This is a genomic window from Mesorhizobium comanense (assembly GCF_005503535.1).
Taxonomy (GTDB): domain Bacteria; phylum Pseudomonadota; class Alphaproteobacteria; order Rhizobiales; family Rhizobiaceae; genus Mesorhizobium; species Mesorhizobium comanense.
The window spans coordinates 69,762-91,181 of the sequence record NZ_SCNN01000022.1; the positions used below are offsets into that span (position 1 = coordinate 69,762).

Annotated in this window: 25 protein-coding genes; all 25 read right to left on the minus strand. The window is 62.4% G+C overall.

Annotation, left to right across the window (positions count from 1 at the left end; all coding sequences use genetic code 11):
* Positions 1–122: 122 nt before the first annotated feature.
* Positions 123–914, minus strand: a complete 792-nt coding sequence (locus tag FFS37_RS28165; RefSeq protein WP_137934251.1) for an ATP12 family chaperone protein — start codon at positions 912–914, stop codon at positions 123–125.
* A gap of 11 nt (positions 915–925) precedes the next feature.
* Positions 926–1,798, minus strand: a complete 873-nt coding sequence (locus FFS37_RS28170) for a DMT family transporter (protein ID WP_171026458.1) — start codon at positions 1,796–1,798, stop codon at positions 926–928.
* A gap of 47 nt (positions 1,799–1,845) precedes the next feature.
* Positions 1,846–2,826 carry an RluA family pseudouridine synthase gene (locus tag FFS37_RS28175; RefSeq protein ID WP_137934253.1) on the minus strand — a complete coding sequence of 327 codons (981 nt, stop codon included), beginning with the start codon at positions 2,824–2,826 and terminating at the stop codon, positions 1,846–1,848.
* A gap of 62 nt (positions 2,827–2,888) precedes the next feature.
* Positions 2,889–3,263 (minus strand): fluoride efflux transporter CrcB, encoded by a 375-nt coding sequence (crcB, locus tag FFS37_RS28180; RefSeq protein WP_137934254.1) that lies wholly within the window; start codon positions 3,261–3,263, stop codon positions 2,889–2,891.
* A gap of 41 nt (positions 3,264–3,304) precedes the next feature.
* Positions 3,305–3,673, minus strand: a complete 369-nt coding sequence (locus FFS37_RS28185; RefSeq protein WP_137934255.1) for a DUF779 domain-containing protein — start codon at positions 3,671–3,673, stop codon at positions 3,305–3,307.
* 105 nt (positions 3,674–3,778) lie between these two features.
* Complete coding sequence (adh, locus tag FFS37_RS28190; protein WP_137934256.1) at positions 3,779–5,296, minus strand: aldehyde dehydrogenase; 1,518 nt, start codon at positions 5,294–5,296, stop codon at positions 3,779–3,781.
* Positions 5,297–5,435: 139 nt separating this feature from the next.
* Entirely contained in the window at positions 5,436–6,407 is a 972-nt protein-coding gene (locus tag FFS37_RS28195) for a GAF domain-containing protein (protein WP_137934257.1), read from the minus strand.
* A gap of 155 nt (positions 6,408–6,562) precedes the next feature.
* Complete coding sequence (locus tag FFS37_RS28200; RefSeq protein ID WP_137934258.1) at positions 6,563–8,218, minus strand: hypothetical protein; 1,656 nt, start codon at positions 8,216–8,218, stop codon at positions 6,563–6,565.
* A gap of 215 nt (positions 8,219–8,433) precedes the next feature.
* The gene (locus FFS37_RS28205) at positions 8,434–9,264 is read right to left on the minus strand and encodes an aspartyl/asparaginyl beta-hydroxylase domain-containing protein (RefSeq protein WP_137934259.1); all 831 of its coding nucleotides are present in this window, start codon (positions 9,262–9,264) and stop codon (positions 8,434–8,436) included.
* 163 nt (positions 9,265–9,427) lie between these two features.
* Positions 9,428–10,108, minus strand: coding sequence for a DUF930 domain-containing protein (locus FFS37_RS36215; RefSeq protein WP_232375794.1), 681 nt, complete (start codon positions 10,106–10,108; stop codon positions 9,428–9,430).
* Positions 10,109–10,113: 5 nt separating this feature from the next.
* Positions 10,114–11,421, minus strand: coding sequence for a replication-associated recombination protein A (locus FFS37_RS28215; protein ID WP_137934260.1), 1,308 nt, complete (start codon positions 11,419–11,421; stop codon positions 10,114–10,116).
* A 146-nt stretch (positions 11,422–11,567) separates the two neighbouring features.
* Positions 11,568–13,061 (minus strand): DegQ family serine endoprotease, encoded by a 1,494-nt coding sequence (locus FFS37_RS28220; RefSeq protein WP_137934261.1) that lies wholly within the window; start codon positions 13,059–13,061, stop codon positions 11,568–11,570.
* A gap of 197 nt (positions 13,062–13,258) precedes the next feature.
* Positions 13,259–13,690 (minus strand): 50S ribosomal protein L17, encoded by a 432-nt coding sequence (gene rplQ / locus FFS37_RS28225; protein WP_137934262.1) that lies wholly within the window; start codon positions 13,688–13,690, stop codon positions 13,259–13,261.
* Between the two features lie 104 nt (positions 13,691–13,794).
* Positions 13,795–14,805, minus strand: coding sequence for a DNA-directed RNA polymerase subunit alpha (locus FFS37_RS28230; RefSeq protein ID WP_006205443.1), 1,011 nt, complete (start codon positions 14,803–14,805; stop codon positions 13,795–13,797).
* A gap of 98 nt (positions 14,806–14,903) precedes the next feature.
* A complete protein-coding gene (gene rpsK, locus FFS37_RS28235; RefSeq protein ID WP_006205444.1) occupies positions 14,904–15,293 on the minus strand; it encodes a 30S ribosomal protein S11 in 390 nt (129 codons plus the stop codon).
* 140 nt (positions 15,294–15,433) lie between these two features.
* Positions 15,434–15,802 carry a 30S ribosomal protein S13 gene (gene rpsM, locus FFS37_RS28240; RefSeq protein ID WP_006205445.1) on the minus strand — a complete coding sequence of 123 codons (369 nt, stop codon included), beginning with the start codon at positions 15,800–15,802 and terminating at the stop codon, positions 15,434–15,436.
* A 220-nt stretch (positions 15,803–16,022) separates the two neighbouring features.
* Positions 16,023–16,619, minus strand: a complete 597-nt coding sequence (locus tag FFS37_RS28245) for an adenylate kinase (protein WP_137934263.1) — start codon at positions 16,617–16,619, stop codon at positions 16,023–16,025.
* Entirely contained in the window at positions 16,616–17,956 is a 1,341-nt protein-coding gene (gene secY, locus FFS37_RS28250; RefSeq protein WP_137934264.1) for a preprotein translocase subunit SecY, read from the minus strand. Before secY ends, FFS37_RS28245 begins: the two co-directional genes overlap by 4 nt.
* A 193-nt stretch (positions 17,957–18,149) precedes the next feature.
* Positions 18,150–18,623, minus strand: coding sequence for a 50S ribosomal protein L15 (gene rplO / locus FFS37_RS28255; protein ID WP_137934265.1), 474 nt, complete (start codon positions 18,621–18,623; stop codon positions 18,150–18,152).
* A 22-nt stretch (positions 18,624–18,645) separates the two neighbouring features.
* Positions 18,646–18,843 carry a 50S ribosomal protein L30 gene (gene rpmD, locus FFS37_RS28260; RefSeq protein ID WP_006205449.1) on the minus strand — a complete coding sequence of 66 codons (198 nt, stop codon included), beginning with the start codon at positions 18,841–18,843 and terminating at the stop codon, positions 18,646–18,648.
* Positions 18,844–18,867: 24 nt separating this feature from the next.
* Entirely contained in the window at positions 18,868–19,437 is a 570-nt protein-coding gene (gene rpsE, locus FFS37_RS28265) for a 30S ribosomal protein S5 (protein WP_027046810.1), read from the minus strand.
* A gap of 149 nt (positions 19,438–19,586) precedes the next feature.
* A complete protein-coding gene (gene rplR / locus FFS37_RS28270; RefSeq protein WP_137934266.1) occupies positions 19,587–19,946 on the minus strand; it encodes a 50S ribosomal protein L18 in 360 nt (119 codons plus the stop codon).
* A gap of 127 nt (positions 19,947–20,073) precedes the next feature.
* Positions 20,074–20,607 (minus strand): 50S ribosomal protein L6, encoded by a 534-nt coding sequence (gene rplF, locus FFS37_RS28275; RefSeq protein WP_137934267.1) that lies wholly within the window; start codon positions 20,605–20,607, stop codon positions 20,074–20,076.
* 89 nt (positions 20,608–20,696) lie between these two features.
* Positions 20,697–21,095 (minus strand): 30S ribosomal protein S8, encoded by a 399-nt coding sequence (gene rpsH, locus FFS37_RS28280; protein WP_006205453.1) that lies wholly within the window; start codon positions 21,093–21,095, stop codon positions 20,697–20,699.
* Positions 21,096–21,107: 12 nt separating this feature from the next.
* Positions 21,108–21,413, minus strand: a complete 306-nt coding sequence (gene rpsN, locus FFS37_RS28285) for a 30S ribosomal protein S14 (protein ID WP_137934268.1) — start codon at positions 21,411–21,413, stop codon at positions 21,108–21,110.
* Between the last annotated feature and the right edge of the window lie 7 nt (positions 21,414–21,420).

Genomic DNA, 21,420 nt, shown 5'->3' on the forward strand with positions numbered 1-21,420 from the left:
GACTCGAATGCCGAGCCATCACGAAAAAAATGACAGAAAGCGCCCGCCGACGGCAGAGCGCCTTTGGGATTATGACTTTGGTATTAGGTGCGGTGCGGTATGCCGGATCGTTGCCGTGCCGATCAGGCCTTGAGCGCCTCGAGCAAGGCCACGGCGGCCATCATGTCGCGTTTGCGGGCGGACCGGCGCGCGACGGCCTCGGCATCCTGTCCCCAATGTTCGATCTGCCAGTCCTCGTCGACGTGACCGGCGGCCCAGGCCGCCTCCCCGTCAAGCTCGCCGAAATCCACGGCCAGCGCCAACAGGGCCGAACCGGTCAGCGAGGTCATCACGTGAATGGCGGCAAGGCGCAACGGCTGGGCGCGCTGGCCAAGATGAGCGCCCAGCACCGCGATGGTCTCACGCGGCTGCTCGACATGGATGATCCCCTCGGCAAGGTTGAAGCGCGCGCCAAGGGCGGTACGTGCCCAGTCGAGCACCGGATCCCATTGCTGGTTCTGTCGCTCGACCAGCCCTTGCGGCGCATCGGCGCGGTAGCAGAGCAGGTCAGACGACGCAAAACGCAATATGTCCTCCAGCACCGCCTGCGGATCGACGGCGACCCCGTCGAGCGCGGTGTTGACCAGGCGCATCACCGGCATGGTTACCGGATCGATGGTTTCACCCTGGGCGGCGAACTCCTCGGCAACCAGCGACGCCGCCGTGCCGGTCGGCAGTGCGAGCAAGGCCTTGCCCGGGGTGCGCACCGGCTTGCCGTCCAAGTGAACCGCAAAACCGTCTGCCGCCGCAGCAACCGACACGGTTGTGTAGAAGCGCTTCGGCAGCGGCGTCTTCATCTGGATCTGGGCGCGGCGCACGGGATCGGGATCGGACAGAAATTTTCCGGCTTCGAGATCGTTGAGGATATCGCGCATCTAGATCTTTCTTATACCGGCGTCAGCTTGCGCGCCGGCCGGTTCACGATGATCAGCCCGGCGGCAATGAGGCCAAGAGCCAGAAAAATGCGTATGGTCAGCGGCTCCTTCAAGATCAGTGCGCCGCACAGGACGCCGAAGACCGGCGACAGGAAGGTGAAGCTCGACAAGCCCGAGGCGGGATAGCGGCGCAGCAGCCAGAACCACAGCACATAGGTGAAGGCGACGATGTAGATCGCCTGGAAAAGCAGCGCCAGTGTCGGCTGCAACGCAGGGTCGCGAACAGGCGGCCCGGCGAGCGGCATCACGAGGATGCCGACGACGGCGGCGCCGGCGAGTTGGTAAAGCAGCAGCTTCTCGGCGCTCGCCTCGACCAGCTTCGACCGTTTGATGAGGATGTTGGTCAAGGCCCAGAAAAACCCGGAGCCGAGACTCAGCAGATCGCCGAACAGCATGTCACCGCCACCGCCAAGCTTGTCGGAGAAGACGGCGGCAAGACCGCCGAAGGCGAGCAGCAGGCCGAGGAACTTGCGCAGCGTGATCTGCTCGCCAAGCAGAAAATGGCCGCCAACCAGCATCCAGAACGGCATCGAGTTGACCAACAGCGTGTTGCGGGCAACGGTCGTGTGCTCCAGGCCGACATAGAGGCAGAGGAACTCGATGCCGAAAAGGACGCCCACGGCAATGCCCGCAAGCAATGTGCCGTCGCGGCCGAACAGCGCGATGCCGCGCCAGCGGCACCAGAGAAAGACGCAGAAGCCGCCGATGATCGAGCGGGCTATCGACAGGAAGACAGGGTCATAGCCCGCATAGGAAATCTTGGCGGCGACGTAGTTCAGCCCCCACGAGAAGGTGAGGACCACCATGATCGAGGCGGCGGCCATGTCGACCGCGTCGCGCCGATCAAGCGCATCCGTGGCCCCGCTCAAGGTCAGTCCTCCGCGCTCTGCTCGTCAAAGCCGATCAGGTTCCAGCTCTGGCGCATATGCGGCGGCATCGGCGCGGTGACATCGATGACGCCCTTGTCGGGATGCGGAATGATGATGCGGCGCGCATGCAGATGCAGGCGGTTTTGAATGCCGCCGGGGAAATCCCAGTTGGTATCGGCCTCGAAATATTTGGGATCGCCGATGATAGGGCAGCCAATATACGCGGCATGGACGCGAAGCTGGTGGGTGCGGCCCGTATAAGGCTCCATCTCCAGCCAGGTCATGGTCTGCGCCGCCTGCTCGATGATGCGGTAGTAGGACACAGCGTGGTCGGCGCCTTTTTCACCATGCGCGGCCACCCGCACGCGGTCGCCGTCCTCGGTCGGCTCCTTGATCAGCCAGGTCGAGATCTTGTCCTCGCGCTTGGGCGGCACGCCCTTGACCAGCGCCCAGTAGGTTTTCTTGGTCTCGCGGGCCCGGAACGACTCGGAAAGTTTCATCGCCGCGAGCCGGGTGCGGGCGACGACCAGCACGCCCGACGTGTCGCGGTCGAGCCGGTGGACAAGGCGCGGCTTCTCGCCTTTCTGGTTGCGCCAGGCTTCCAGCATATCGTCGACATTGCGGGTCACGCCCGAACCGCCCTGCACCGCCAGCCCCGCCGGCTTGTTGAAGACGAAAACCTTCGGATCCTCATGGATCAGCATTTTTGCCAGGACGTCGGCATCGCCCTGATTGCGAATCGAATGGCCGGTCAGCGCGCTCTCGCCCTTCTTGTCGACCTCGAGCGGCGGCACACGGACCATCTGGCCGGGCTCGACGCGAGTGTCGGCCTTCACCCGGCCGCCATCGACGCGGATCTGGCCGGAGCGCAGCAGCTTCTGCAGATGGCCGAAGCCGAGGCCCGGGAAATGCGTCTTGAACCAGCGGTCGAGCCGCATGCCCGCCTCGCCGGCCTCCACCGTGATCTGTTCGACGCCTGCCATAGTTCTTCGCTTACCTGTTTGCCGACCGGGACTCGGGGCCTGTTCCCGGCGCGGCAATAGCACTAAGGCAGGCTTCTTGCGAGCCAAAGACCCAAAAACAAGGCGATAATGGCACCAATGACACTTACCAGCGCATATCCCAGGGCCGGCAGGGTGGCGCCCCGCTCCCACAAGGTCGCGAAATCCAGCGAAAAAGCCGAGAAGGTGGTGAAGCCGCCAAAGATGCCGGTGGCGACAAAAAGCCTGAGTTCGTTCGATCCGCCGCGCCGGACCAGGGTGGCGATGAACAGCCCCATGGCAAAGGAACCGGCGATGTTGATGACCATCGTGCCCCAGGGATAGTTGGGCCCGACGAGGCGCAGCGCGCCCAGATTGGTCAGATGACGGATGCCGGCGCCGATGCCGCCGCCAACTACGACGAGAAGGAGATTGAACATCGCCGTTTACTGCTCCCGCAAGGGGAGCGGCGTCAATCCCTTCAGGCCCGCGACGATGTTTCGGGGACGGCACAGACGGTCGAGCGGGTCAGGAACCGCTTTTCGCGCCCATTGTCGAGCGAGAACATCCCGCCCCTGCCCGGCACCACGTCGATGAGCAGGTCCGTATGCTTCCAGACCTCATATTGCGAGGCGCTGATATAGACAGGCGTATCACCGATCTCGCCCAGCATCACATCGTTGTCGCCGACGATGAAGTCATTGCGCGGATAACACATTGGCGAGGAGCCGTCGCAGCAGCCGCCCGACTGGTGGAACAGGACCGGGCCATGGTCTGCGATGATCTCGTCGAGAAAAGCCGCAGCCTCGGGCGTTGCCGAGACTTTTCCAAGGGAAACCTTGTCGAGCATGCCTGCCTCCTCCGTGAAAACCAGGGCGTAGCGCAAAAGGGCCGGTCCTGAAGGTAGAGCGCGCATGACCCTTCGGGAAGGATCATGCGCGGCCTTGGGAGGCGATCAGAAGAAGCCGAGCTTCTTGGGGCTGTAGCTGACCAGCATGTTCTTGGTCTGCTGATAGTGGTCGAGCATCATCTTGTGGTTCTCGCGCCCGATGCCCGACTGCTTGTAGCCGCCGAACGCCGCATGCGCGGGATAGGCATGGTAGCAGTTGGTCCAGACCCGGCCGGCCTGGATGGCGCGGCCGAAGCGGTAGCAGCGGTTGGCGTCGCGGCTCCAGATGCCCGCCCCAAGACCGTAGAGCGTGTCGTTGGCGATCGACAGCGCCTCGTCATCGTCCTTGAAGGTCGTCACCGACACGACCGGCCCGAAGATTTCCTCCTGGAAGATGCGCATCTTGTTATTGCCCTTGAATACGGTCGGCTTGACGTAGTAGCCGCCGGCCAGATCGCCGGGCAGGTGGTTCTGCTCGCCACCGGCAAGCACCTCGGCGCCTTCCTTGCGGCCGATATCGAAATAACTCAGGATCTTTTCCAGCTGTTCGCTCGATGCCTGGGCGCCGATCATGGTTGCCGGGTCGAGCGGATCGCCCTGGACGATCGCGGCGACGCGCTTCAGGGCCTTGTCCATGAACTTGTCGTAGATCTTCTCATGCACCAGCGCGCGGCTCGGGCATGTGCAGACCTCGCCCTGGTTGAGGGCGAACATGACGAAGCCTTCGATCGCCTTGTCGAAGAAATCGTCGTCCTCCGACGTCACGTCCTGGAAGAAGACGTTTGGCGACTTGCCGCCGAGTTCCAGTGTCACCGGGATGAGATTCTGGCTGGCATATTGCGAGATCAGCCTGCCCGTCGTGGTCTCACCCGTGAAGGCGATCTTGGCGATGCGGTTCGATGAGGCGAGCGGCTTGCCGGCCTCGAGGCCGAAGCCGTTGACGATGTTGAGGACGCCGTCCGGCAACAGATCGCCGATCAGGTCCGCCCACAGCATGATGGTCGCTGGCGTCTGCTCAGCCGGCTTGATCACGACGCAATTGCCGGCGGCCAGTGCCGGCGCCAGCTTCCAGACCGCCATCAGCAGCGGGAAGTTCCACGGAATGATCTGGCCGACGACGCCGAGCGGCTCATGGAAATGATAGGCGACGGTATCGTGGTCGATTTCCGAGATGCCGCCTTCCTGTGCGCGTACGGCACCGGCGAAATAGCGGAAATGGTCGATGGCCAGCGGCAAATCGGCGGCGGTCGTCTCGCGGATAGGTTTGCCATTGTCCCAGGTTTCGGCAAGCGCGAGCAGATCGAGATTGTCTTCCATGCGATCGGCGATGCGGTTGAGGATCAGGGCGCGGGCCGCGGCACTTGTCCTGCCCCAGGCGTCCTTGGCTTTGTGCGCGGCATCGAGCGCGGCTTCGATGTCATGGGCGTCGGAGCGGGCGACCTCGCCGAGCGGCCGGCCGGTCACCGGCGATATGTTCTCGAAATATTTCCCCGAATGCGGCGCGACCCATTTGCCGCCGATGTAATTGTCATAGCGCTTGGCGAAGGGAACCTTGGCCGTGCGGGAAAATTCCACCTTGTTCATGATCTTCCTCCCGAATGGCGTCACGGTATATGACGCGTCGGAGGCAAGAGTTGCGGACGTCTCCAGCTTTGTCAGCCCGGTGCCGGCACTCGGGCAAGCCGGACTGTCGCAGATCTGCGACAGTCGCCGGGTTCAAAGCTCAATGCGGACGGCGGATGCCGAACCGGGCAAGCTTGCGGTGCAAGGTTGCCCGCGAAATGCCGAGATTGGCGGCGGCAGCCGACACGTTGCCCTCGGCACGGGCCATGGCCCGCTGAACGACGCCGCGTTCGGCCTCGTCCAGATCCTCAGCCGCCTTGGCCGAGGCGCCGAGAATGTCGGCGGCTGGCAGGCCCTTGGCCAGGACCTGCGGCGTGATGCCGAGACCGAGGCGCGCCGAGCGTGTCGCCCCGACAACGAGATCGTCGGCATCGACCGCGATCAATGCGCTGGCGCTGCGCTCGGCCACCGGGGCCAGGAGAATTCGGGCATGCGAGAACGCCAGGCGGAAATTCTCGGCTTCGATGCGGCGCGCCGCATCGCCGACCGCGATGGCAATTAGGTTGACGAAGCCTTCGGTCAGGTCCGACCGGCAGGACGACACGTCGAGCGCCGCCGCAAGGTTGCCCTCATGATCATAGATCGGCGCCGTCGTGCAGCTCATCAGCGTGTTGCGCGAAAAGAAGTGCTGGTCGCGATGGATGGTCAGCGCGCGCTGATCGGCAAGGCAGGTGCCGATCCCGTTCGTGCCTTCGCTATCCTCGCTCCATACCGTGCCGGTCCAAAGCCCCCATTCGTCGAACGTCTCGTCATCGGCGACAGCACCGCGGCGTTCGACGGGAATGCCTTCGCGATCGGCAAGCAGGACACAGCAGCCAACACCGCCAACGGCCTGATAAAGACGATCGAGACTGGCGTCCGCCGCGCGCAGCAGCGGTTCGATGCGTTGCCGGGCCTCGCTCAGTTCACCGGCGGTGAGGCGTCTTGGCGCCTTGCGTTCTGCCGGATCAAGCCCATGCAGAGTCAGCGAGCGCCGCCAGGACGCAACAAGCGCTGAACGGGCCGCATCGCTGCTGGCGATGGAAGCCTGGATGAAATCCGCATGGTGACCAGTCGGCTGCCGTCCGCTCACCTCTTCCTCCCAAGGCGATTGTCGCTTCCAACTCAACGGCGTTATATCTGCTTAGATATATCCGCAGCACAGAGTTTTAAGGATCGGGGCGCGGCCGCGCTATAGGACGATGGTGTAACAAGCGCCTCCGGACACGCCGGCAGTCGGCCCGCTCGTCACCATGCGGGCGTTGTCCAGTCCGGATATTTCGTCCTGAACTCTCCGTAAAGCGCATCGATTTCGGCTCGCGACACCGGGCGTACCTGCTCATAGAGATAGCCCGTGACCCCTTCGGAGAGCTGGTATGTCGCGACCCGCTTGTAAGCGGCGCCAAACCCCTCGCCTTGGATCAAGTGCCGGTCCGGAATGGTGATGCACAGTTGCGCGCCCGCCTGCAGATGCACGACTGGCGGATCGGTTGCGACGATGTATTTCGATTTCAATGTTTCCGGACGGAACCGGTCCCGGCTATCCACCTGGCAGGTCCAGTTGATGAACGGAAGAATATCCTTGTTCATTTCGTAGAGCAGTGCGTCGCTCATCACAGGGCTTGAGGCAAAAACCGAAAACCGGTCCTCGGGCCGCATTCTGCCGGCGAGATCGTCGATCAGGCGCTTGTACTCGGGCAGGTTGTCGAGGCGCAGGGGAAGTGTGGTTTCCCTCGCGAAAACAAAGCTGACAGGCGACAGGAGCCTGTGGCCGCCCGGAAAGAAGGTGCCCCAGAAAGCGAGGACAGCGGCAGCCGTCACGGCGATGCTCGACCACCGGGACCTTCTGCCAGGCATCGACACCATGACGACGATTGCCTGGGCATAGGCCGGAAACAGCCACAGGAACATCGGCAGCGAGTGATGCCGCTCCGGATTCTGCGTGCGCGTAAAGAGCAGAAACGTCAGCACCGAGGCGACGGCGCAAAACAAGGCAAACCAGTTGCGGCGCATCAGGGAAACGCAGAGGCCGATCACGATCAGCAGCCAGTTCACATAGCTGAGGCGGGAGCCCACTTCGCCGACCTGCGAGACAAAGGCCGTTCTGTATCCGCCGTAGAGATCGGCGTAGCTGGTGTGCATTATCTTGAGCATCAGGGGCTGCTGGAAGGTCACCGCTGCTGCAATGACAACCAGCATCGCGCAAGTGCCGCCAAGTACGGCTTTCCCGAGAGAAGAAAAACTGCGTTCCCTAACCGCCTGCAGCAAACAGAAGCAGGCCGCCGAAATCACCAGTCCGATCACGGCATAGGCGTACCAGCGGCGCAGCATGAACGCCAACCAAAGATACGCCCCCCCGCAAATTCCCGACATGACCGGATCGAGCGTCAGGAATTTCGATTTCCAAAGAAAATAGGTCGCCGCGACAATTGCCATACAGCCGGCAATGTCGGGCAATCCGCGCAGCGACGGAGCCCAGAACGGCGTATAGAAAAACGCAGCGATCCAGACGAAGAGCCAGGCCCGAGGCGAAGCCGTTTCCGAAGCCGCCTCGCGATAGCTCAACCGCGCGATGAAGAAAGCCGTGGGGACCAAGTAAACAGTGACGGTCGCTGCGATGTAGGAAAACCGGGATCCGCCGAAAATCAGATAGAATGGCAGCAGGGGCACCAGGATTGCCGGGCTGTAGTCTTCGGTCGCGATGGAGGTATGCAACAGGTTCAGCCACTCGGCCGGACTGTTGGACAACAGCGCGCCTTGCTCGTTGAACCTGTCGAAATAGCCCGCGAAGTCCCAATAGTAGACCGGGTCCTCGAGGTTGACATAGAGCATCGCCAGCAGGACGCCCAACAGTGTGCTGGCTATGTAGATTGCTGGCCAGTAAGAGGCGTTTCTGTTTGTCAATCGAGGCCACCGGTCGGAGGAGACAGAACTGTCGCGGGTCAATCAGATCCAGGCGCCAGCGCGGCCTAGAGCATGATGCCGAAAAGTGTGAAGCGGCTTTCTCCGGTTTGTCCAAGCATCATGCTCAATCGCTTTGATTGAGAGCCGGATGATTTCTGGTCGATTCGACCAGAAATCATCCGCCGCTCAGGCAGCATCTTCACCAGCTTTTCAGCTCAGGTGGTTTCGACCTTCTTCGGCTTGGTCGAGCCGATCATCTTCCAGTTCTTGTAGAACATCGAATTGATGCGTTCGACACTGACCGACACCACGGCGAGCATGCCTGCGATCAGGCGGGGAAACGGGGAAGGCCTGATGATGTCCATGAACACGCAGTAGCGGCGGCCGTCATATTCGTTGACCGAGCGATGCAGCAGCGTGTCGTCGAAGATGAACTGCGGATTGTCGTACCAGTAGTTCTTGACGTTGCCGCATTCGACGAAGATCTCGGCTTTCACCGGGATCAGATTGTAGAGGATGCGCAGGCTGAGCCGCAGCGGACCGAAATGCCAGGAGGTTGATTCGCGTTTGCTGAAGACGGAAACGGCAATGGTCTTTATGTATTTGAAATCCTTGTTGAATTCGGCGACGTTGTCTATCCTGTGCTTGCCGTACCATTGATAGACATACATGCCGCGCCGGCCAGTGCCGAAATTGGCGTCGATGTCGGCGATGATCTCGTCCTTGCGTGCCTTGAAGACGTCGAGAACTTCGTTGACCTCGCGCTGATAGTCCGCGGGAAACTGCTCCAGCTTCCACACGCCGGGATTTCTGTAGCACAGGAGATCGACCAGAAGGTTGAACGGTGAAAGCAGCCAGGTGAACAGCCCGTTGCCGAGGAAGTAACCGCTGAACAGCGAGAGATCCTTTCTGTCGTTGCGCAGCACGTCGATCAGACCGCAGACGATGAAGATCGTCGTCAGGATCGGGATGAAGTAGAAGCCAAGGGCGAGAAGCGGAATGGCGATGGCGAATTTGCGGAGGGATTTGCGAAGGGTCTTTGTCATTTTTCCACGCGCGAAGCGCGATCCTGTTGCGAATGAGTGATGCCAAAATCACGACAACGACCACCGCCCGGTCGTGCGCCTTGATAAGGTCTTTTGGGTCACCACACAACGGCCAGCGCTATGCTGGCCGGCTGGCTGCCTTTGTGAACCTGCCGGTATCAGGTCAATGGACCGCCGGCAGGCCGAGTTCGTCCCATTTTTCTCTTGGGACCAGATCGCCAACCAGAAACTCGAAGCCGACGACACTTTCGCCATCTCCGGCCAGCTGGCATCTGAACTTCAGACCATACCAGTTCCTGCGGCTGCGGAAAGCCGCGCCATCGGCGGCAATGGTGGTTCCGGTGATTTTCTCCTCGGCCGTTGCGTAAGGCACGACGCGCTCCGGCTGAAAGTCCGCGCGCCAGCGGCGGATCTGATCCATCGCCTCGAGGTCGCACAATTGCACCATACGCTCATCGGAAGCGAAGGTCTTGAGATCGGCACGCGCCTGACGGCTACGTGGGTCGGCAAGCGTCTTGGCCGACAGCATTTCTGTCGGCCGGATCATCGCCGGGGCTGTGGGCGGTTGGGGTTTGGGCGATATCGGCGCGGGCGGTGGCGTCGCCGCCCGCGTCTCGGGCGGCGCCGGGGCAGCCGGAGCCATTGGCGGCGGCCTGAACGACGCCTCGAACTGCTCGGGTGTCAGGATGTCGACGGACACACGCTCCTCTTCCTGCCGGCTCGGCCGCTTCGGCAAGGGCATCAACGCCAGGAGCGCGGCGAACAGCGCATGGAGAACGATCGAAGTCGAAACGCCCCAGGGCGAAGCCTCATCTCGCAGCGTGACAACCACCGGGTCACGCAAATGCGTTATCCCCGTTCCTTGCGCAGCTTTGCCCAGTAGTCGAGCCGCTTCCGGATATCGCGCTCGAAACCACGCTCGGGCGGATCATAGAAGGTCTGACGGCCCATTTTCTCTGGAAAATAGTCCTGCCCCGAAAAGGCGTCTGGCTCATCATGGTCATAACGATAGCCGGCGCCGTAATCCTCCTCCTTCATCAGCTTGGTCGGCGCGTTGAGAATGTGCTTTGGCGGCAGCAGCGAGCCCTGTTCCTTGGCGGCGCGCGTGGCCGCCTTGAACGCCGTATAGACGGCATTGGATTTGGGTGCGGTGGCAAGATAGACAGTCGCCTCGGCGAAGGCGAGTTCGCCTTCCGGCGAGCCAAGGTAGTCATACGCGTCCTTGGCGGCGTTCGCGACGACCAGCGCCTGCGGATCGGCAAGACCGATATCCTCCATCGCCATGCGCACCAGCCGGCGGCCGAGATAGAGCGGGTCTTCGCCAGCGTCGAACATGCGGGCGAGATAGTAGAGCGCGGCGTCTGGATCCGATCCGCGCACGGATTTGTGGAGCGCCGAGATCAGATTGTAGTGGCCGTCCTGGCCCTTGTCGTAGATCGGCGCGCGGCGCTGGACGATGCGCTGCAGGCCTTCGGCATCGAAGATCTCGCCGGGCTTGGCGGCGCGCCAGACTTCTTCCGCGAGCGTGAGCGACGCTCGCCCATCGCCATCGCTCATACGCACGAGCATGGTCCGCGCCTCGTCGTCGAGCGGCAGCGCCCTGCCCTCCGTCTCCTCCGCCCGCGTCATCAGCTTGGCGATGCTCTCCTCACCAAGCGAATGAAAGACCATGACGCGCGCGCGCGACAGCAGAGCCGCGTTGAGTTCGAAGGACGGGTTCTCGGTCGTGGCCCCAACCAGAACCACCGTTCCATCCTCCATGACCGGCAGAAAGGAATCCTGCTGGGCACGGTTGAAGCGATGGATCTCGTCCACGAACAGAAGCGTCTGGCGGCCGTTGGCGCGGCGCAGTCTGGCTGCCTCAAAGACCTTCTTCAGATCGGCAACGCCCGAAAAAATCGCCGATATCTGCTCGAAGGCGAGGCTTGTTTCGCCGGCGAGCAGCCTTGCCACCGTGGTCTTGCCGGTGCCTGGCGGCCCCCAGAAGATCATCGAGCCGAGCGAACCGGACCCGATCAACCGGGTCAACGCCCCGTCGGCACCGGTCAGATGCTCCTGGCCAACGACCTCGCCAAGGTTTCTCGGCCGCAGCCTGTCGGCCAACGGCCTGCCCGGCGGCGCCTTTTCCGGTTCATCGACACTGAACAGATCGGCCATGCATTTCCCTTAGAGCAATTCCAGGAAAAGTGTGAAGCGGTTTTCCGCCCGGAATTGCGTCAAAACAGGGATATAGAGCAGGCCGGCGTTTCGGTGAAACGCCGGCCTGCTCTAGGTTTGGAGCGCGATCTCTTCAGAAACCGAACTCAGTAACGCAACACCTGGCGCAGTATCTGCCCGCCACGCTCGACCGTAAAGCGCCACCAGCGCGTATCCTGCTGGCTTATCTGCGCCAGCGTCGCGGCGGTGTCGATTGCGGTGCCGTTGACCTCGCGTACGATGTCGCCCGGCTGAAACCCGAAATCGGCGGCCGGCGAATCGCGGTTGATGTCGATCACCGTCACGCCCTTGAGATCGGTGCGAAGGCCGAGTTTCTGGGCCAGGCGCGGCGACAATTCGGCGACCTTGGCGCCCGAGAACGGGCTGCGCCCGTGCAGCGTGACCTCGGCTGCCTTCGCGCCCTCGGGCGCACGTTCCAGCGCGATGTCCATCGCCGCCTGCTGTCCCTTGGTCAGGATCGCGAAATTGGCCTTGGTGCCGATCGACAGCGTCGCCATGCGATAGTCGAGCGCTTCGATGCTCTCGACCGGCTTGCCGTTGATCTGCAGCACGACATCGCCCGGCTTCAGGCCCGCCTTGCCGGCGGGGCCTGAAGCCTCGACCGAAGACACCAGCGCCCCGGTCGGCTTTTCCATGCCGAGCGATTCGGCGATCTGCGGCGTCACCGCCTCGAACTCGGCGCCGATATAGGGGCGCTCGAAAAAGTCGAGGCCGGCCTTGGCGGCATCGGCGAACGCACGCACCATGTTGGCGGGAATGGCAAAGCCGATGCCGATCGAGCCGCCGCTGCGGCTGTAGATGGCGGTGTTGATGCCGACCAACTGGCCGCCCATGTTGATCAGCGCGCCGCCGGAATTGCCGGGATTGATGGCCGCATCGGTCTGAATGAAATAGCCCGAATCCGAGACGCCGATATGGCTGCGGGCAAGTGCCGAAACGATGCCGCTCGTGGTGGTCTGGCCAACGCCGAAGGGATTGCCGATCGCCAGCACGAGGTCGCCGACTTCGAGCGCGTCAGAATCGCCGATGGCGATGACCGGGAACGGCTTGTCGGATTCGATCTTGAGCACGGCAAGGTCAAGCGTCTCGTCCTTGAGCATAACCTTGCTGGTGAATTCGCGCCCGTCGGCGGTCGCGACCTTGACCTCGTCGGCGTTCTTGATGACGTGGAAATTGGTGACGATCACGCCGCTCGGGTCGACGAGCACGCCTGAACCGAGCGACGACTGTGCACGCGGCTGGGCCCGGCCGAAAAACTCCTCGAAGAACGGATCCCCTTCGAAGGGAGACGTCACCTTGGCGGTCTGCGAGGCATAGACGTTGACCACGGCAGGCGCCGTCTGCTTCACCAGCGGCGCGAAGGAAAGCTGTACCTCCTCGCGGCCGAACGGCACGCGCTTGTCAGGCCCCGAGGTGCCGTTCTCCCCTTCGACGCCGTGCAGCAGGTCCGTCAGCACGTCGGACAGGCCCGGATCAGCGGGTTTGGCGGCATCTTCGGCCAGCGCCTGCCTGGCTGCCGGCGCGGCTGCGAACACAAGCATTGCGCAAAGCAGAACAAGAGACAGTCTTTTGGCGCGCATTGCGAATCCTCCAAACGAGTTCGGGCGCATTGTCCCGACGAATGTGCAAAATGAAAGGCTAAGCTGCTGAGGCGCGAAACTTTTCGCCTGAAAGCCCGGCCTGTGCCAGGCAAACGCCGACAACATCGCCATCCCTGGCGTCCAGACAAGAAAAAGGGGCCCGCAGGCCCCTTTGATCTTTTCCGAAAAATCGCGGCTTATGCGGCCTCGGCTTCTTCGTTGGTGCCTTCGGCTTCGAGGCGGGCGCGGTCGCCAGCGCCCTTGGCCGAGGTGTCGCGATCGACGAACTCGATGACGGCCATAGCGGCATTGTCGCCGTGGCGGAAGCCCGCCTTCATGATGCGCAGATAGCCGCCATTGCGGTTGGCGTAGCGCGGCGCGATGGTGTCGAACAGGCGCTTGACGACGCCTTCATTGCCGATCTGGGCGATGACCTGGCGGCGGGCGTGCAGGTCGCCGCGCTTGCCGAGCGTCACCAGCTTCTCGACGATCGGACGCAGGTCCTTCGCCTTCGGCAGGGTGGTGACGATCTGCTCGTGCTCGAGCAGCGACACGGCGAGGTTGGCGAACATGGACTTGCGGTGGCTTACGCTGCGGGCGAAGCGACGGCCTTTGAAACCGTGGCGCATGGCTCTTTTCCTTCTTCAGTTGTTCAAGAGGCCACGGCCTCTGATGGTTTTCCGCATGACCGTCGGATCGGGCGGCTCACGCCGCCGATCCTCGGAGTTCATGCTCAATATTGGTCTTCGTAACGCTTTGCGAGGTCTTCGATATTCTCCGGCGGCCAATCCGGCACTTCCATGCCGAGGTGCAGGCCCATAGCCGCCAGCACTTCCTTGATCTCGTTCAACGACTTGCGGCCGAAGTTCGGGGTGCGCAGCATCTCGGCTTCGGTCTTCTGGATGAGATCGCCGATATAGACGATGTTGTCGTTCTTCAGGCAGTTGGCCGAACGCACCGAAAGCTCGAGTTCGTCGACCTTCTTGAGCAGCGCCGGGTTGAAGGCGAGCTCGGTGACGGCTTCCGCCGCGACTTCCTTCTGCGGCTCGTCGAAGTTGACGAACAGGCCAAGCTGGTCCTGCAGGATGCGGGCGGCGAAAGCGACCGCGTCCTCGCCCGAGATCGAACCGTCGGTCTCGATCGTCATGGTCAGCTTGTCGTAGTCGAGAACCTGGCCCTCGCGGGTGTTCTCGACCTTGTAGGAGACCTTCTTGACCGGCGAATACAGGCTGTCGACCGGGATCAGGCCGATCGGCGCGTCCTCGGCGCGGTTGCGCTCGGCCGGCACGTAGCCCTTGCCGGTGTCGACGGTGAACTCCATGCGGATTTCAGCGCCTTCGTCCAGCGTGCAGATGACGTGGTCGGGATTGAGGATCTCGACGTCGCCGACCGTCTGGATGTCGCCAGCCAGAACAGCACCCGGGCCCTGCTTGCGCACGACCATGCGCTTGGGGCCGTCGCCTTCCATGCGGATGGCGATTTCCTTGATGTTGAGGACGATGTCGGTCACATCCTCGCGCACGCCGGCGATCGACGAGAATTCATGCAGAACGCCGTCGATCTGCACGGCGGTGACGGCCGCACCGCGCAGCGAAGACAGAAGCACGCGGCGCAGCGCGTTGCCCAGCGTGAGACCGAAACCGCGCTCGAGCGGCTCGGCGACCAGCGTGGTCAGCGTCTTCTTCTTCGACGAGAACTCGATCTTGTTCGGCTTGATCAGTTCCTGCCAATTTTTCTGGATCATGGTGCTTTCCTTCCGTTGACCCGCCACCATCCAATCGTGGCGGGCGACCTGGAATACCGCGGAGGAACGACTTGCGTCGTTCGCGCGGCGTTCGACAATTAGACGCGGCGCTTCTTGCGCGGGCGGCAGCCATTGTGCGGGATCGGCGTCACATCACGGATCGAAGTGATGGTGAAGCCGGCCGCCTGCAGGGCGCGCAGAGCAGATTCACGACCCGAGCCAGGTCCGCAGACCTCGACTTCGAGCATGCGCATGCCGTGCTCCTGAGCCTTCTTGGCAACGTCCTCGGCAGCCATCTGGGCGGCGAACGGGGTCGACTTGCGCGAACCCTTGAAGCCCTGGGCACCGGCCGACGACCAGGCGATCGAGTTGCCCTGCGCGTCGGTGATGGTGATCATCGTGTTGTTGAAGGTCGAATTGACGTGGGCGACGCCCGACGAGATATTCTTGCGTTCGCGGCGGCGAACACGTGCGGCTTCCTTGGCCATGATAGTCCTTTCAGTTGATCTCTACACCGCCGTAATGCCAGCGGCTCCACCTAGAAAGTGAGTAGCGAATTAGTGGGTAGTGACGAGACGCAACCGTTGAAGCCGCCTCTCACTACTCACTACCGGCTACTCACTCCAAATTACTTCTTCTTGCCGGCGATCGACTTGGCCGGGCCCTTGCGGGTACGCGCATTGGTGTGCGTGCGCTGGCCGCGAACCGGCAGCGAGCGGCGGTGACGCAGGCCGCGGTAGCAGCCGAGGTCCATCAGGCGCTTGATGTTCATCGAGACTTCGCGGCGCAGATCGCCTTCGACCTGGTAATCGCGATCGATGGTTTCGCGAATCTGCAGCACTTCCGCGTCGGTCAGCTGGTTGACGCGGCGCTCGGCCGGGATGCCGACCTTGTCGACGATCTCCTGGGCGAACTTCTTGCCAATGCCGTGAATGTACTGAAGCGCGATGACGACGCGCTTGTTGGTCGGAATGTTGACGCCGGCTATACGAGCCATCTTCTTCTCTTCTCCATATGGGCCGGCCAACCTTGAAAAACCAGGCAGGTCCAGCGCTGTTCAAATTGCCCCGCGTCCGGTGGAGGCCGGCCCTTGCGGGAGTTTCCAGTTCAAAGCCATCGCCTTGCCCTTGCGGACAAGCAAAGTTCACGCCTGACTGGAAGACGGGCCGCCATACCTCAGCGGGCCGCCGCCGTCAAGCCAAAACTTAATTTTCCGCTTACCGCGCCTTGGCGGCGGCGGTGAGTACGCCTTCGATCTCGGCGGTTACCGCGTCGATGCTTGCCATGCCGTCGACAGTCCTGAGCTTGCCCTTGGCGTAGTAGTAGCCCGTCAGCGGCGCGGTTTTCTTGTAGTATTCCCGCAGGCGTTCTTCGAACACCGCCGGATTGTCGTCCTTGCGGACCGGTTGGCCGGCAGCCTTGGCGTCCTCGGCGCGTTTGACGATGCGGCCGACCAGGGCCCTGTCGTCGACGACCAGTTCGATGACCGTGTCGAGGCCGATGCCCCGCTCGGAAAGCATCGATTCAACCGCATCGGCCTGCACCAGGGTGCGCGGGTAACCGTCGAGGATGAACCCCTTGGCGCAGTCGGCCTGGTCGATGCGCTCGGCGACGATGGCGTTGACGATGGCATCCGACACCAGTTCGCCGGCATCCATCACCGCCTTGGCGCGCTTGCCGACCTCGGTACCCGCCTGGACGGCGGCACGCAGCATGTCACCCGTCGAGAGCTGGGGTATGCCGTGTTTTTCTACCAGTCTTTGTGCTTGTGTCCCCTTGCCCGCTCCTGGCGGCCCAAGCAAAATCAACCTCATCTGGCTTTCTTCCCCCCGCGCAGCTTCGACTTCTTGATCAGGCCTTCATACTGGTGCGCGATCAGGTGACCCTGAATCTGCGCAACCGTATCGAGCGTGACACTGACCACGATCAGAAGCGATGTGCCACCAAGGTAGAATGGTACGCCAGTCGCCGAGATCAGGAACTCCGGCAGCAGGCACACCAGCACCAGGTAGATGGCGCCGATGACGGTGATGCGGGTGAGAACGTAATCGATGTAATCGGCGGTGCGCTCGCCCGGGCGGTAGCCCGGGATGAAGCCCGAATGCTTCTTGAGCTGGTCGGCGGTGTCCTTCGGGTTGAAGACAATCGCAGTGTAGAAGAAGGCGAAGAACACGATCATCGCCGCGTAGAATGCCATGTAGAGCGGCTGGCCGTGGCCGAGGGAAGCCAGGATGGTGCTTGCCCAGGCCGGCATGTTGGTCGTCTGCGAGAAGCCCGCGATGGTGGCCGGCAAAAGCAGCAGCGACGACGCGAAGATCGGCGGAATGACACCCGACGTGTTGAGCTTCAGCGGCAAATGCGAGGTGTCGCCCTGGAACATCCGGTTGCCGACCTGGCGCTTCGGATACTGGATCAGCAAACGGCGCTGGGCGCGCTCGAAGAACACGATGAGCGCGATGACGACGATGGCCAGAACGATGATCGCCAGGATCAGGCCGGTCGAAAGCGCTCCGGTGCGGCCGAGTTCCAGCGTGCCCGAAATGGCATGCGGCAGGCCGGCCACGATGCCGGAGAAGATGATCAGCGAAATACCATTGCCGATGCCGCGCGCGGTGATCTGTTCGCCGAGCCACATCAGGAACATGGTGCCGCCGACCAGCGTGACGACGGTCGAGATGCGGAAGAACATGCCGGGATCGCTGACGATGCCGTTACCGCCTTCCAGACCCACCGAAATGCCGTAGGCCTGTACCAGCGCCAGAAGCACGGTGCCGTAGCGCGTATACTGGTTGATGACCTTGCGGCCCTGCTCGCCTTCCTTCTTCAGCGCTTCCAGCGACGGGATGACCGAGGTCATCAGCTGCATGATGATGGAGGCGGAGATGTAGGGCATGATGCCGAGCGCAAAGATCGCCATGCGCTGCACGGCGCCGCCGGCGAACATGTTGAACATGCCCAGCACGCCCTTGCTCTGCGAGGAGAAGGCCTGGGCGAAGGCGTCGGGGTTGATTCCGGGAAGCGGTATGTAGGTGCCGAGGCGATAGACGAGCAGCGCGCCGATGGTGAACCAGATTCGTTTCTTCAGATCCTCCGCCTTGGCGAAGGCCGAGAAATTCAGATTCGAGGCTAGTTGTTCAGCAGCCGAAGCCATGCCTGATTCTCCGCTTGGTAACGCTTGATGGCCCGTGAGGTCAGGCGGCGCGTTTCACCGAAGCTCACGAGATAAGCTCCGGGCTGTAAACATGCAAGCGGCCGCGTTGACGCGGCCGCCTAATTGAGCAGATCAAAGCGCGATCAGAAGCAAAAGCAAATGCCGCCCCTGCCGGTCACGCTTCAAATTGCCGTTACTCGGCAGCGGCCTGTTCCGGCAGCTTGACCGAACCACCAGCCTTCTCGATCTTTTCGATCGCGGCCTTGGAGGCACCGGCGACGTCGAAGGCGAGCTTGGCCTTGAGTTCGCCATCCGACAGCACGCGAACGCCGTCCTTGGCGCGGCGGATGACGCCGGCGGCGACAAGCGCCTCGGCATTCACGGTCGCCTTGGCGTCGAGCTTCTTGGCGTCGATCGCGGCCTGGATCTTGGCCAGCGAAACGATCGTGAAGCTCTTGGCGAACAGGTTGTTGAAGCCGCGCTTGGGCAGGCGCCGATAGAGCGGCATCTGGCCACCCTCGAAGCCGTTGATGGCGACGCCGGAGCGCGCCTTCTGACCCTTGACGCCGCGACCGGCGGTCTTGCCCGAGCCGGAACCGATGCCACGGCCCAGACGCTTCTTGGAATGCGTCGCGCCGTCCTTGTCACGCAGATCGTTGAGTTTCATCTGAGTTCTCCTGCGCTCTGGCTCAGCCCTCGTCCACAACGCGGACGAGATGCTGAACGGCGGCGATCATGCCGCGCACGGAAGGCGTATCTTCCAGAGTGCGCTGCTTGTGCATCTTGTTGAGGCCGAGGCCGACCAGCGTCGCACGCTGTTCCTTCGGGCGGCGGATCGGCGAACCGATCTGCTCAACGGTGATGGTCTTGGTTGCTTTCTTGGCCATGGTCAAAATCCCTGGTCAGATCGACTATTCTTCAGCCGCAACGGCGGTGCCGCGGCGGGCCTGAAGCGTCGAATACTTGATGCCGCGCGCGGCAGCCACATCCTTGGGATGCATCTGGCTCTTCAGCGCGTCGAAAGTGGCGCGAACCATGTTGTACGGGTTCGACGAACCCATCGACTTGGCGACCACGTCATGCATGCCGAGCGTCTCGAAGACGGCGCGCATCGGGCCGCCGGCGATGATGCCGGTACCCTGCTTGGCGGCGCGCAGCAGCACGCGGCCAGCGCCCCAACGTCCTTCGACGTCGTGATGCAGCGTGCGGCCCGAGCGCAGCGGCACGAAGATCATGTCGCGCTTGGCCGATTCGGTTGCCTTGCGGATGGCTTCCGGCACTTCGCGCGCCTTGCCGTGACCGAAGCCGACGCGGCCCTTCTGGTCGCCGACGACGACGAGTGCGGCGAAACCGAAGCGGCGGCCACCCTTGACGACCTTGGCGACGCGGTTGATGTGGACCAGCTTGTCCACCATGCCGTCGTCACGCTCTTCGCGTTCACGCTCGCGGCCGCGGCCGCCTTCTCTACGTTCCTGTGCCATATCCTGTTCCTTGTTCTTTTCCGGAAGCACGGGTTGCTGATTGCCGGCGCCGCTTTGGGTCGCCGACGGTGAATTTCTGTCCTTTGCCTGATCTTACCCGAAAAGTCTGCAACTTTTTGCTGCGCTGACCTTCGGTTCGGGATCATGCATCAGAAGCTGAGGCCACCTTCGCGGGCTGCCTCGGCGAGCGCCTTGACGCGGCCGTGATAGATGTAGGGGCCACGGTCGAAGACGACTTCCTTGACGCCGGCCTTGGCGGCGCGCTCGGCGATCAGCTTGCCGATCGCGGCGGCGGCAGCCGTGTCGGCGCCGGTCTTGAGCGAACCCTTCAGGTCCTTCTCGAGCGTCGAGGCGGCGGCGATGGTGTGGCCCTTGGCATCGTCGATGACCTGCACGTAGATGTTCTTGGACGTGCGGTGAACCGAAAGACGCGGACGCTCGCCCGCGACCTTGCGGATCTGGCGGCGGACGCGCTGCGCGCGGCGCTGAATGGCTTCCTTGGTACCCATGATAGTCTTCCTTGCCTTCAGAAAACGGGGGCCGTCATATGCGGTAGGCGAAAGCGCCTCCCGCGACCGCTCCCCGCGGCGTTAAACTCTCTTGGCCGAAAAGTTCGCGACTTTTCGGCCAAGCATACTACTTCTTCTTGCCTTCCTTGCGGACGATCTTCTCGCCAGCATAGCGGACACCCTTGCCCTTGTACGGCTCGGGACCACGATACTCGCGGATCTCCGCGGCAACCTGGCCGACCTGCTGCTTGTCGATGCCGGTCACGGTGATTTCCGTCGGCTTCGGCACAGCGATCGTGACGCCAGCCGGCGTCTCATAGATGACGTCATGGCTGAAGCCAAGAGCCAACTGCAGGTTCTTGCCCTGCATGGCGGCACGATAACCGACGCCGGTGATCTCGAGCTTCTTCTCGAAGCCGTCCTTGACGCCGTGCAGGATGTTGACGATCTGCGTGCGCGACATGCCCCACTTGGAGCGGGCCGCCTTCGACTGGTCGCGCGGCTGGACAGCGATCTCGCTACCTTCCATCTTGACCAGAACTTCGTCGTTCACCACGAACTTCAGCTCGCCCTTGGGGCCCTTCGCCGTCACGGTCTGGCCGTTGACGGACGCGGTCACGCCCTGCGGCAGCGAAACGGGTTTCTTTCCAATACGAGACATCTGGTTGTCCTCGTCACTTCTCTTGTTTCAGGTCTCAGTTTCCGGAAACGCTCCCGGAAACCGGAGGCCACTTCCTGGGGTCTGCCAGATCAGAAGATCTGGCAGAGAATTTCCCCACCGACATTCTGCTCACGCGCTTCATGGTCGGCCATCACGCCCTTCGGTGTCGAAAGGATGGCGATGCCGAGGCCGTTGGCGACATGCGGGATCGACTTTGCCGAAACGTAAACGCGGCGGCCAGGCTTCGAAACGCGCGCGATTTCACGCACGACCGGAGCACCGTCGAAATACTTCAGCTCGATTTCGATCTCGGACTTGCCGTTGTCGAAGTCGGTCTGGCTGTAGTCGCGGATATAGCCTTCAGCCTTCAGCACGTCGAGGACGCGGGTGCGCAGACGCGAGGCCGGCGTCGAGACACTCGACTTCTTGCGGCCGTAGGCGTTGCGGATGCGGGTCAGCATATCGCCGAGAGGATCGCTCAATGACATGTTATGTCCTCCTTACCAGCTCGACTTGACCAGGCCGGGGATCTGGCCGTTGTTGCCGAGATCACGCAGCGCGATACGCGATACTTTGAGCTTGCGATAGAAAGCCCGTGGACGGCCCGTGACTTCGCAGCGGTTGCGGATGCGGATCTTGGCCGAGTTGCGCGGCAGCGCGGCAAGCTTGAGCTGAGCGCGGAAACGCTCTTCCATCGGCTTGGACTGATCCATGATGATCGCCTTGAGCGCGGCGCGCTTGGGACCGTACTGATCGGCAAGCTTGCGGCGCCTGTTGTTCTTTTCGACTGAGCTGGTCTTTGCCATTTCAGAT

Bases quoted from the DNA above. Each gene is read 5' to 3' on its own strand.
- FFS37_RS28165 (WP_137934251.1), bottom strand. From the start codon at position 914: ATGCGCGATATCCTCAACGATCTCGAAGCCGGAAAATTTCTGTCCGAT.
- FFS37_RS28170 (WP_171026458.1), bottom strand. From the start codon at position 1,798: ATGGCCGCCGCCTCGATCATGGTGGTCCTCACCTTCTCGTGGGGGCTG.
- FFS37_RS28175 (WP_137934253.1), bottom strand. From the start codon at position 2,826: ATGGCAGGCGTCGAACAGATCACGGTGGAGGCCGGCGAGGCGGGCATG.
- crcB (WP_137934254.1), bottom strand. From the start codon at position 3,263: ATGTTCAATCTCCTTCTCGTCGTAGTTGGCGGCGGCATCGGCGCCGGC.
- FFS37_RS28185 (WP_137934255.1), bottom strand. From the start codon at position 3,673: ATGCTCGACAAGGTTTCCCTTGGAAAAGTCTCGGCAACGCCCGAGGCT.
- adh (WP_137934256.1), bottom strand. From the start codon at position 5,296: ATGAACAAGGTGGAATTTTCCCGCACGGCCAAGGTTCCCTTCGCCAAG.
- FFS37_RS28205 (WP_137934259.1), bottom strand. From the start codon at position 9,264: ATGACAAAGACCCTTCGCAAATCCCTCCGCAAATTCGCCATCGCCATT.
- FFS37_RS28215 (WP_137934260.1), bottom strand. From the start codon at position 11,421: ATGGCCGATCTGTTCAGTGTCGATGAACCGGAAAAGGCGCCGCCGGGC.
- FFS37_RS28220 (WP_137934261.1), bottom strand. From the start codon at position 13,061: ATGCGCGCCAAAAGACTGTCTCTTGTTCTGCTTTGCGCAATGCTTGTG.
- rplQ (WP_137934262.1), bottom strand. From the start codon at position 13,690: ATGCGCCACGGTTTCAAAGGCCGTCGCTTCGCCCGCAGCGTAAGCCAC.
- FFS37_RS28230 (WP_006205443.1), bottom strand. From the start codon at position 14,805: ATGATCCAGAAAAATTGGCAGGAACTGATCAAGCCGAACAAGATCGAG.
- rpsK (WP_006205444.1), bottom strand. From the start codon at position 15,293: ATGGCCAAGGAAGCCGCACGTGTTCGCCGCCGCGAACGCAAGAATATC.
- rpsM (WP_006205445.1), bottom strand. From the start codon at position 15,802: ATGGCTCGTATAGCCGGCGTCAACATTCCGACCAACAAGCGCGTCGTC.
- FFS37_RS28245 (WP_137934263.1), bottom strand. From the start codon at position 16,619: ATGAGGTTGATTTTGCTTGGGCCGCCAGGAGCGGGCAAGGGGACACAA.
- secY (WP_137934264.1), bottom strand. From the start codon at position 17,956: ATGGCTTCGGCTGCTGAACAACTAGCCTCGAATCTGAATTTCTCGGCC.
- rplO (WP_137934265.1), bottom strand. From the start codon at position 18,623: ATGAAACTCAACGATCTGCGTGACAAGGACGGCGCGACGCATTCCAAG.
- rpmD (WP_006205449.1), bottom strand. From the start codon at position 18,843: ATGGCCAAGAAAGCAACCAAGACCATCACCGTTGAGCAGATCGGTTCG.
- rpsE (WP_027046810.1), bottom strand. From the start codon at position 19,437: ATGGCACAGGAACGTAGAGAAGGCGGCCGCGGCCGCGAGCGTGAACGC.
- rplR (WP_137934266.1), bottom strand. From the start codon at position 19,946: ATGGGTACCAAGGAAGCCATTCAGCGCCGCGCGCAGCGCGTCCGCCGC.
- rplF (WP_137934267.1), bottom strand. From the start codon at position 20,607: ATGTCTCGTATTGGAAAGAAACCCGTTTCGCTGCCGCAGGGCGTGACC.
- rpsH (WP_006205453.1), bottom strand. From the start codon at position 21,095: ATGTCATTGAGCGATCCTCTCGGCGATATGCTGACCCGCATCCGCAAC.
- rpsN (WP_137934268.1), bottom strand. From the start codon at position 21,413: ATGGCAAAGACCAGCTCAGTCGAAAAGAACAACAGGCGCCGCAAGCTT.